Below are 9884 nucleotides of genomic sequence, written 5' to 3' on the forward strand. Positions count from 1 at the left end.
CGGTCTCAAATCCGGTTACTGAAGCCTAACAACAGAATTCTCGTGGAGCCTCGCTGATGAAATCCTATGAAGTCAATTTTGACGGTCTAGTGGGGCCGACCCATAACTACGGCGGCCTGTCCTACGGCAACGTCGCGTCCCAGAGCAACAGCCAGCAGTGTTCGAACCCGAAGGAAGCTGCGCTGCAAGGCCTGGCGAAAATGAAAGCGCTGATGGAAATGGGCTTTCAGCAAGGTGTCCTCGCCCCTCAGGAACGGCCAGACGTAGCAGCCCTGCGGCGCCTGGGCTTCGGCGGCACCGATGCGCAAGTGATTGAGCGCGCCGCCAAGGACGCGATGCCCTTGCTGGTCGCCAGTTGCTCGGCCTCGAGCATGTGGGTGGCCAACGCCGCCACCGTCAGCCCGAGCGCCGACACCGCCGACGGTCGAGTGCACTTCACCGCCGCCAACCTCAACTGCAAATATCACCGCAGCATCGAACACCCGACCACCAGTCGCGTACTGGGGGCGATGTTCGCTGATCAGCAGCACTTCGCTCACCACGCCGCATTGCCGGCCGTGGCGCAGTTCGGCGATGAAGGTGCGGCCAACCACACGCGTTTCTGCCGTGAATACGGCGAAGCCGGCGTCGAGTTTTTCGTGTTCGGCCGCAGTGCCTTCGACACCCGTTACCCGGCTCCGCAGAAGTACCCGGCACGCCAGACCCTCGAGGCTTCCCAGGCGGTCGCCCGCTTGCACGGTCTGAGTGACGACGCGGTGGTCTACGGTCAGCAGAACCCTTCGGTGATCGATCAGGGCGTGTTCCATAACGACGTGATCGCGGTCGGTAACGGCGAGGTGCTGTTCTATCACGAGGACGCGTTCCTCGACACCGAACAGATGCTCGCCGAGCTGCACGGAAAGCTCGCCAAGGCAGGCGGGAATTTTCAGGCGATCTGTGTACCGCGTTCTGCGGTCACCGTGGAAGACGCCGTTCGGTCCTACCTGTTCAACAGCCAGTTGCTGACCCGTCCCGACGGCTCGATGTTGTTGATCGTGCCGGAAGAATGCCGTGGCAATGAGCGGGTATGGCAATACCTGCAGGGCCTGACCAGTTCGGGCGGGCTGATCCGTGAAGTCAAAGTCTTCGATTTGAAACAAAGCATGCAAAACGGCGGTGGCCCGGCTTGCCTGAGGTTGCGCGTCGCGCTGAATGAAACGGAACTGGCGGCGGTCAATCCAGGCGTTATCATGACGGCACCGTTGTACGGCTCGCTGACCGAATGGGTCGACAAGCACTACCGCGACCGCATGGCCGAGAGCGATCTTGCGGACCCGCAATTGCTGCTTGAATGCCGGACGGCACTGGATGAACTGACGCAAATCCTTAAACTGGGCGCGGTTTATCCATTCCAGATCAATTGAAAGTCGGCGCTGCATGCGCCGCTTCATCTCCTTTAGAGAGCGTAAAAAAACATGAGCGATACCCTGCAGCTGATCCTTGAAGACACCGACGGCACGCAACTGGAAACGTCCTGCACCCGCGTCGCGGTCATGTGGCAAGGCAAAGAGCTGTGGATCCAGCAGGATGGTCGTGGCCAGTTGCTGATCGGTGTGGACGTCGAAGAAGGTGACGCCGAATACGCCAACCTGCTGCTGCGCCCATTGGCGACTAATCTGGTAAGTCTGCAACTGGAAATGGAACCGGCTGACCTCGGCGACGACGAGGAACACGTGCACGGCCCGGATTGCAATCACGACCATTAAGGAAGTCGCTCTATGCTCGCCCTCGGCAAACTGCTTGAACTGACCCTCGCCGGCCGCGAACCGGCGGAGAAGACTCAACTGACTGTCGAAGGCGTGCGGATGCGCTGGTTGAGCGAGGGGGCGCTGGAAGTCCGGCCCCCCGAAGCTCGCGACAACGGCCTGGACCTGCTGCTGTCAGCCGGTATCCATGGCAACGAAACAGCGCCGATCGAGCTGCTCGATCGCCTGTTGCATGACATCGCCCGCGGCGACTTGAAGCCGCGCGCCCGTATTCTGTTCCTGTTCGGCAACCCGGAAGCGATTCGCAAGGGCGAGCGCTTTATCGAGCAGGACGTCAATCGGCTGTTCAACGGCCGTCACGAACAAAGCAGCGGTTGCGAAGCCCTGCGCGCTTGTGAGCTGGAGCGTTTGGCCGCGAGCTTTTTCAGCCTGCCCGACCGCGAGCGCCTGCACTACGACCTGCACACCGCCATTCGCGGCTCGAAGATCGAACAGTTCGCCCTGTACCCCTGGAAGGAAGGTCGCCAGCATTCGCGCAAGGAGCTGGCGCGTTTGCGCGCGGCGGGAATGGAGGCGGTGTTGCTGCAGAACAAGCCGTCGATCGTGTTCAGCTCGTTCACCTACGACAAGCTGGGCGCCGAGTCTTTCACCCTGGAGTTGGGCAAGGCGCGACCGTTCGGGCACAACGACGGGGTCAATGTCGATCGCCTGGAGACACGTCTCAAGCAAATTATCGAAGGCAAGGAGCCCGAGCTGGCCGATGACTCTTTGGACGGCCTGCAGCTGTTCAGCGTGGCACGGGAAATCATCAAGCACAGCGACAGCTTCCGCTTGAACCTGCCCGCGGACGTCGAGAATTTCTCGGAATTGGAAGTGGGTTACTTGCTGGCCGAAGACATCGCCCAGACCCGCTGGATCATCGAGGAGGAGGGTGCCCGGATCATCTTCCCCAACCCCAAGGTCAAGAACGGCCTGCGCGCCGGTATCCTGATCGTGCCGACGACCGACGAAAACCTGGCCTGACACGGTCCCTGTAGGAGCTGCCGAAGGCTGCGATCTTTTGATCTTGCTCTTTTCAGATCAAAAGATCGCAGCCTCGTTGCACTCGTCAGCTCCTACGGGGTTCGGTGTTTAGACGGCTAACGCCCGCGGCTCAGCGCGACGCAGCGCGCGGATCTTATGCAGTGTGTCGGCACAAGTCTTCGCCGCTTCCTGGCCCTTGTGCACAAAGTGCTCAAAGAAAAACTTGTGGTGCTCCTCGCCCGCGTGGAAGTGGTGCGGGGTCAGCGACACCGAGAACACGGGTACTTCGGTTTCCAGTTGAACCTGCATCAGACCACTGACCACCGATTGGGCGACGAACTCGTGACGGTAGATACCGCCGTCCACCACCAGGGCTGCGGCGACGATGCCGGCATAACGGCCGGTCTTGGCCAGCAACTTGGCGTGCAGGGGCATTTCAAACGCGCCGCCCACTTCGAAGAAGTCGATGTCTGATTCCTGGTAACCCTGGGCAATCATTTCGGCCAGGAAACCTTTACGGCTCTGGTCGACGATATCTTTGTGCCAGCAGGCCTGGATGAACGCGACGCGCTCGCCCTGATGGTTTTTGCTTTTGCTGTCGATTGCGGTGGGTTGCATGTTCTGACTCCTGTTTGTGTGAAAAACAGGGCATATGAATCGAATGGGATTTAAGGGTGCGCACGCTCGCACGAATGCCCGCGGACGGCCCTTTGGCGCCAATCCCGTTCTCTCTTCATCCGGACTATGACCGTCGGCCCCGGGATCACACCGGGTCTGCTGACCTTGCCGCCAGTACCGCCGAAGCCGGGACTGCCACCAAGCGCTCGCGGGCTATGCGCGTTGCGCGCAATTACCGCCGGTGGGGAGTTGCACCCCGCCCTGAGAACGTTTGCCGCCATAAAAGTTGGCGGCGCAGCGTTTTTAACACAATTTTTTGCGTGGCGCATAGCCAAAGTCGACGCGTAACCCTGTGGGAGCGGGCTTGCCCGCGATAGCGGTGTGTCAGCCTTCGACCCTATCGACTGACAGTCGGCTATCGCGGGCAAGCCCGCTCCCACAGGGTTTGTGTTTTTTCCCACACTAGGGTTGATTATTCGTCCACATGACCGCAGTAATCCCTGTCTGAAAGGGATTTCCCCTGCTTACCGAGGCCGGATTCATGAGCGTTATCGATCTTCGCAGCGACACCGTCACCCAACCGACCGCCGCCATGCTCGAGGCGATGACACGCGCCGCGACGGGTGACGACGTGTACGGCGAAGATCCGACGGTCAATCAACTGGAAACCGAGCTGGCCAGGCGCCTGGGTTTTGCCGCCGCGCTGTTCGTCCCCACCGGCACCATGAGCAATCTGCTGGGGCTGTTGGCGCATTGTGAGCGCGGCGACGAATACATCGTTGGCCAGCAGGCCCACACCTACAAATACGAAGGGGGCGGGGCGGCCGTGCTGGGATCGATCCAGCCACAACCGCTGGAAGTCCAAGCCGATGGCTCGCTGGACCTGGCCGATGTCGCCGCAGCGATCAAACCGGACGACTTCCATTTCGCCCGCACCCGCTTGCTGGCCCTGGAAAACACCATGCAGGGCAAAGTCCTGCCCCTGGAATACCTGGCGCGGGCCCGGGCTTTCACCCGTGAACACGGCCTTGCCCTGCACCTGGATGGCGCGCGGCTGTACAACGCTGCGGTCAAGCTGGGGGTGGACGCCCAGGAGATCACCCGGCATTTTGATTCGGTTTCGGTATGCCTGTCCAAAGGCCTGGGCGCGCCGGTCGGTTCGGTGCTGTGTGGCTCGGTCGAGCTGATCGGCAAGGCGCGGCGACTGCGCAAGATGGTCGGCGGTGGCATGCGCCAGGCCGGGCTGCTGGCGGCGGCGGGGCTGTATGCTCTGGACAACAACGTTCAGCGCCTGGCCGACGACCATGCCAACGCACAGTGGCTGGCCGACGGGCTGGTCAAGGCGGGTTATGCCGTCGAGCCCGTACAGACCAACATGGTGTATGTGCAGATGGGCGACCGTGCCGAGGCCTTCAAGGCCTTTGCCGCTGAGCGCGGTATCCGCCTCAGCGCTGCCGGGCGGCTTAGAATGGTCACGCACATGGACGTCGACCGCGCCGGGATCGAACAGGTGATCGCGGCATTCGTCGAGTTTTCACGCAACTGACAGCGTTAGCCGTCCAATTGACCGTTTCTATCGTATAAACACGCTGTACCCCGCGCGCAGGGCCGATATAATGCGGCCCTTTGCCGTCGCTTCGTCTGTTGACGTTTCGAACAGGCCTTTGGCCGCAGCCTCCGTGGAAGAACCTAATGAAAAGCGCAGAAATCCGTGAAGCCTTCCTTCGCTTCTTCGAAGAGCAAGGCCACACCCGTGTAGCCTCCAGCTCTTTGATTCCGGGCAACGACCCAACCCTGCTGTTCACTAACGCGGGGATGAACCAGTTCAAGGACTGCTTCCTGGGCCAGGAAAAACGTGCGTACACCCGTGCGACCAGCAGCCAGAAGTGCGTGCGCGCCGGTGGCAAGAACAGTGACCTGGAAAACGTCGGTTATACCGCCCGTCACCACACGTTCTTCGAAATGCTCGGTAACTTCAGCTTCGGTGACTATTTCAAGCACGACGCGATCACCTTTGCCTGGACCTTCCTGACCGGCGTGCTGAAGCTGCCAAAGGAAAAGCTTTGGGTCACTGTCTACGCCTCCGATGACGAAGCGTATGACATCTGGACCAAAGAAATCGGCGTGCCGGTCGAGCGCATGATCCGTATCGGCGACAACAAAGGCGCGCCGTACGCGTCCGACAACTTCTGGACCATGGGCGATACCGGCCCGTGCGGCCCTTGCACCGAGATTTTCTACGATCACGGCGACCACATCTGGGGCGGCCCACCGGGCTCTCCTGAAGAAGACGGCGACCGTTACATCGAGATCTGGAACAACGTGTTCATGCAGTTCAACCGCACCGCCGATGGCGTGTTGCATCCGTTGCCAGCACCGTCGGTGGATACCGGCATGGGCCTGGAGCGGATCAGTGCGGTGATGCAGCACGTCAATTCCAACTATGACATCGACCTGTTCAAGAACCTGCTCAAGGCATCGGCTGAGGCCATCGGCTGCGAGAATGGCGATCAGTCGTCGCTCAAGGTTGTTTCCGACCACATTCGGTCGTGCGGTTTCCTGATCGCCGATGGCGTGCTGCCGTCCAACGAAGGTCGTGGCTATGTGCTGCGTCGCATCATTCGTCGTGCCTGCCGCCACGGTAACAAGCTGGGCGCGACCGGCAGCTTCTTCTACAAGATCGTCGCGGCGCTGGTCGCCGAGATGGGCGAAGCGTTCCCGGAACTGAAGAAGCAGCAGGGCAACATCGAGCGGGTGCTCAAGGCCGAAGAAGAACAGTTCTCCAAGACCCTGGAACACGGTTTGAAGATTCTCGAGCAGGATCTGCTGGAACTCAAAGGCACCGTGGTGCCGGGCGATGTGGTGTTCAAGCTGTACGACACCTACGGTTTCCCGATGGACCTGACCGCAGATATCGCTCGCGAACGCAACCTGACCGTTGACGAAGCCGGCTTCGAGCGCGAAATGGAAGCCCAGCGCGTCCGTGCACGTTCCGCCAGTTCGTTCGGTCTGGACTACAACACCCTGGTCAAGGTTGACGTAGCCACCGAGTTCACCGGCTACAAGGCCACCAGCGGTTCGGCAAAAATTGTCGCCATCTATAAAGACGGCCAGTCGGTCGACGTATTGAGTGAAGGTCAGGAGGCGGTCGTCGTCCTCAACCAGACGCCTTTTTACGCTGAATCTGGCGGCCAGATCGGCGACTGCGGTTTCCTCCAGGCGGGCGAGGCACGTTTCGACGTGCGCGACACCACCAAGACTGGCGGTGCGTTCCTGCATCACGGTGTCCTGGCATCGGGCAGCCTGACCATTGGCGCGCCGGTAGAGACTCACGTCGATGCCGAAGTCCGTCACGCCACGGCGCTGAACCATTCGGCCACGCACTTGCTGCACGCCGCCCTGCGCCAGGTGCTGGGCGAGCACGTCCAGCAGAAGGGTTCGCTGGTCGACAGTCAGCGCCTGCGCTTTGACTTCAGCCACTTCGAAGCCATCAAGCCTGAGCAGTTGAAAGCGCTGGAAGACATCGTCAACGCCGAGATCCGCAAGAACTCCGCAGTTGAAACCGAAGAAACCGATATCGAAACCGCCAAGCAGAAAGGCGCCATGGCGCTGTTCGGCGAGAAGTACGGCGATAACGTGCGCGTGCTGAGCATGGGCGGGGCTTTCTCCGTCGAGCTGTGTGGCGGCATCCATGCCAACCGCACCGGCGACATCGGCCTGCTGAAAATCATCAGCGAAGGCGGTGTGGCTTCCGGTGTGCGACGCATCGAAGCGGTCACGGGCGCTGCCGCACTGGCGTACCTGAACGCTGCTGAAGAACAACTCAAGGAAGCGGCCAACCTGGTCAAGGGCAGCCGCGATAACCTGATCGACAAGCTGTCGGCTGTGCTGGAGCGCAACCGTCTGCTGGAAAAGCAACTCGAGCAGTTGCAGGCCAAGGCAGCCAGCGCGGCGGGCGACGATCTGTCGGCCTCCGCCCTGGACGTCAAGGGTGTGAAAGTGCTGGCCGTGCGTCTGGACGGCCAGGATGGCAAGGCGCTGCTGGCGCTGGTCGATCAACTGAAAAACAAACTCGGCCGCGCAGTGATCCTGCTCGGCAGTGTCCATGAGGAAAAGGTCGTTCTGGTTGCAGGCGTAACCAAAGACCTGACTGGCCAACTCAAAGCCGGTGATTTGATGAAGCAAGCCGCTGCAGCAGTGGGCGGGAAGGGCGGTGGTCGTCCAGACATGGCGCAAGGCGGTGGTACTGACGCTGGCGCACTGGATGCGGCCCTGGCCCTGACTGTTCCATTTGTAGAGCAGGGTTTATAAGGCAGGGTGTCCGGCCCGTTGTCTAGTGGCGGGCCGGCGCGCTGTTTGAGTGATTATTTGGGCGCCCTTCATGGGCAGAGGCGGCTTTGAAATGGCTTTGATCGTACAGAAATTTGGAGGCACCTCGGTCGGCACTGTCGAGAGAATCGAGCAGGTCGCCGACAAGGTTAAGAAATTCCGCGATGCCGGCGATGACCTGGTGGTTGTGCTGTCTGCAATGAGCGGCGAGACCAACCGTCTGATCGATCTGGCCAAGCAAATCAGTGGCGACGGCCAACCGGTTCCCCGTGAGCTGGATGTGATCGTTTCCACTGGCGAGCAGGTGACGATTGCACTGTTGGCCATGGCGCTGATCAAGCGTGGCGTGCCAGCGGTGTCCTACACCGGCAACCAGGTGCGGATCCTGACGGACAGCGCGCACAACAAAGCGCGTATCTTGCAGATAGATGACCAGAAGATTCGCGGTGACCTGAAGGCCGGTCGCGTAGTCGTTGTCGCCGGTTTCCAGGGCGTCGACGAGCACGGCAACATCACCACCCTGGGTCGTGGCGGCTCCGACACCACCGGCGTTGCCCTGGCGGCAGCCCTGAAGGCTGACGAATGCCAGATCTACACCGACGTCGATGGCGTCTACACCACCGACCCGCGTGTGGTGTCCGTGGCCCAGCGCCTGGACAAGATTACCTTTGAAGAGATGCTGGAAATGGCCAGCCTCGGTTCCAAGGTGTTGCAGATCCGTGCGGTGGAATTCGCCGGCAAGTACAACGTTCCGCTGCGCGTACTGCACAGCTTCAAGGAGGGTCCGGGCACCCTCATTACTATTGATGAAGAGGAAACCATGGAACAGCCGATCATTTCCGGCATCGCTTTCAATCGCGATGAAGCCAAGCTGACCATCCGTGGCGTGCCAGACACCCCGGGTGTTGCGTTCAAGATCCTCGGCCCGATCAGTGCCGCGAACATCGAAGTCGACATGATCGTGCAGAACGTTGCGCACGATAACACCACCGACTTCACCTTCACCGTACACCGCAATGACTTCCAGGCCGCACAAACCGTGCTGGAGAACACCGCTCGCGAGATCGGTGCCCGTGAAGTGGTGGGCGACATCAAGATCGCCAAGGTCTCGATCGTCGGCGTCGGCATGCGCTCCCACGCAGGCGTAGCCAGCCGCATGTTCGAATCCCTGGCCAAGGAAAGCATCAACATCCAGATGATCTCGACTTCGGAAATCAAAGTCTCCGTAGTGATCGAAGAGAAGTACCTGGAACTGGCTGTGCGCGCTCTGCACACGGCTTTCGAACTGGACGCACCGGCTCGTCAAGGCGAGTGATGCGTTTGCCAACAGGCGCGGTCTGACCGCGCCTGCTGTTTTTTGAAAGGCGCGACCCAAGGCTGTTCTTTTGCTCGCGCTGGTCAATACTCAGGCATGTAGGGCTGCGACCTTTTCAGGTGGTAGGTCGAGTGCCTTTTTTTTGCAGACTGTTGTCCCTGAAATGAAATGCGTGAGGAGAAAGGTATGCTGATTCTGACTCGTCGGTGCGCAGAAAGCCTGATTATCGGTGATGGCGAAATCACCGTGACCGTGCTCGGCGTCAAAGGAAATCAAGTGCGTATCGGTGTCAACGCCCCGAAAGAGGTAGCGGTCCACCGTGAGGAAATTTACCTGCGTATAAAGAAAGAGAAGGACGAAGAACCAAGCCATTAATTTTTATCGCTTTTTATGTTTGCAAACGGGGAAGAAGCTGGTTAATATACGCCCCGTGTTGCGGAGAGCTGGCCGAGTGGCCGAAGGCGCTCCCCTGCTAAGGGAGTACACCTCAAAAGGGTGTCGGGGGTTCGAATCCCCCGTTCTCCGCCATTATTTGCGTAGTACGTTGTAATCTGGCTTTTTCGGTAAGTTGTTGAAATTACTAGAAAAAGTGTTTGACATAGAGATTAGACGGCCTATAATGCGCGGCAACAAATGCACTCGTAGCTCAGCTGGATAGAGTACTCGGCTACGAACCGAGCGGTCACAGGTTCGAATCCTGTCGAGTGCACCATTTAAGAGTTGTTTGCAGCAATGCGAATAACTTGGCTACAACCAGTTGTGATCTGGTATAAAAACACAAATGCACTCGTAGCTCAGCTGGATAGAGTACTCGGCTACGAACCGAGCGGTCACAGGTTCGAATCCTGTCGAGT

8 protein-coding genes, 2 tRNA genes and 1 riboswitch are annotated in these 9884 nt (G+C 59.7%); of the genes, 9 read left to right on the forward strand and 1 reads right to left on the reverse strand.

From position 1 onward, the window contains the following. Nucleotides 1-56 precede the first annotated feature (56 nt). The 3 genes from astB to astE are packed head-to-tail and all read left to right on the forward strand — an operon-like array spanning nt 57 to nt 2768. Nucleotides 57-1403, forward strand: a complete 1347-nt coding sequence (gene astB / locus AAEZ09_RS16160; protein WP_350600018.1) for an N-succinylarginine dihydrolase — start codon at nt 57-59, stop codon at nt 1401-1403. 51 nt (nt 1404-1454) lie between these two features. After that, nucleotides 1455-1745 (forward strand): hypothetical protein, encoded by a 291-nt coding sequence (locus AAEZ09_RS16165; protein ID WP_045057447.1) that lies wholly within the window; start codon nt 1455-1457, stop codon nt 1743-1745. Nucleotides 1746-1757: 12 nt separating this feature from the next. Further along, nucleotides 1758-2768 carry a succinylglutamate desuccinylase gene (gene astE, locus AAEZ09_RS16170; RefSeq protein ID WP_045057446.1) on the forward strand — a complete coding sequence of 337 codons (1011 nt, stop codon included), beginning with the start codon at nt 1758-1760 and terminating at the stop codon, nt 2766-2768. A gap of 108 nt (nt 2769-2876) precedes the next feature. On the opposite strand, the gene AAEZ09_RS16175 is transcribed toward astE, so the two are convergent. Further along, on the reverse strand, nt 2877-3386 hold the full coding sequence (locus AAEZ09_RS16175; RefSeq protein WP_045057445.1) for a 6,7-dimethyl-8-ribityllumazine synthase: 510 nt from the start codon (nt 3384-3386) through the stop codon (nt 2877-2879). A 102-nt stretch (nt 3387-3488) separates the two neighbouring features. Continuing rightward, nucleotides 3489-3659, reverse strand: a riboswitch (FMN riboswitch). 268 nt (nt 3660-3927) lie between these two features. On the opposite strand from AAEZ09_RS16175, the gene ltaE reads away from it, so the two are divergent. The 6 genes from ltaE to AAEZ09_RS16205 all read left to right on the forward strand — a co-directional run bounded on the left by ltaE (nt 3928) and on the right by AAEZ09_RS16205 (nt 9742). Continuing rightward, nucleotides 3928-4932: a low-specificity L-threonine aldolase gene (ltaE, locus tag AAEZ09_RS16180; RefSeq protein ID WP_350600019.1), complete on the forward strand. Its 1005-nt coding sequence runs from the start codon at nt 3928-3930 to the stop codon at nt 4930-4932. A gap of 146 nt (nt 4933-5078) precedes the next feature. Further along, nucleotides 5079-7697, forward strand: coding sequence for an alanine--tRNA ligase (gene alaS / locus AAEZ09_RS16185; protein WP_122840234.1), 2619 nt, complete (start codon nt 5079-5081; stop codon nt 7695-7697). Between the two features lie 91 nt (nt 7698-7788). Continuing rightward, entirely contained in the window at nt 7789-9030 is a 1242-nt protein-coding gene (locus AAEZ09_RS16190) for an aspartate kinase (RefSeq protein ID WP_031319071.1), read from the forward strand. A gap of 186 nt (nt 9031-9216) precedes the next feature. Continuing rightward, nucleotides 9217-9405, forward strand: coding sequence for a carbon storage regulator CsrA (gene csrA, locus AAEZ09_RS16195; RefSeq protein WP_002554426.1), 189 nt, complete (start codon nt 9217-9219; stop codon nt 9403-9405). A gap of 62 nt (nt 9406-9467) precedes the next feature. Then, nucleotides 9468-9558 (forward strand) — tRNA-Ser (locus AAEZ09_RS16200). Between the two features lie 107 nt (nt 9559-9665). Continuing rightward, nucleotides 9666-9742 (forward strand) — tRNA-Arg (locus tag AAEZ09_RS16205). Nucleotides 9743-9884: the final 142 nt, after the last annotated feature.

The sequence above is a fragment of the Pseudomonas sp. 65/3-MNA-CIBAN-0223 genome (assembly GCF_040310425.1).
Lineage (GTDB): Bacteria > Pseudomonadota > Gammaproteobacteria > Pseudomonadales > Pseudomonadaceae > Aquipseudomonas > Aquipseudomonas gregormendelii.

Excerpts from the sequence above, each read along its gene's own strand:
- csrA (WP_002554426.1), top strand. The coding sequence starts at position 9,217 with ATGCTGATTCTGACTCGTCGGTGCGCAGAAAGCCTGATTATCGGTGAT.
- astE (WP_045057446.1), top strand. The coding sequence starts at position 1,758 with ATGCTCGCCCTCGGCAAACTGCTTGAACTGACCCTCGCCGGCCGCGAA.
- AAEZ09_RS16175 (WP_045057445.1), bottom strand. The coding sequence starts at position 3,386 with ATGCAACCCACCGCAATCGACAGCAAAAGCAAAAACCATCAGGGCGAG.
- AAEZ09_RS16190 (WP_031319071.1), top strand. The coding sequence starts at position 7,789 with ATGGCTTTGATCGTACAGAAATTTGGAGGCACCTCGGTCGGCACTGTC.
- astB (WP_350600018.1), top strand. The coding sequence starts at position 57 with ATGAAATCCTATGAAGTCAATTTTGACGGTCTAGTGGGGCCGACCCAT.
- alaS (WP_122840234.1), top strand. The coding sequence starts at position 5,079 with ATGAAAAGCGCAGAAATCCGTGAAGCCTTCCTTCGCTTCTTCGAAGAG.
- AAEZ09_RS16165 (WP_045057447.1), top strand. The coding sequence starts at position 1,455 with ATGAGCGATACCCTGCAGCTGATCCTTGAAGACACCGACGGCACGCAA.
- ltaE (WP_350600019.1), top strand. The coding sequence starts at position 3,928 with ATGAGCGTTATCGATCTTCGCAGCGACACCGTCACCCAACCGACCGCC.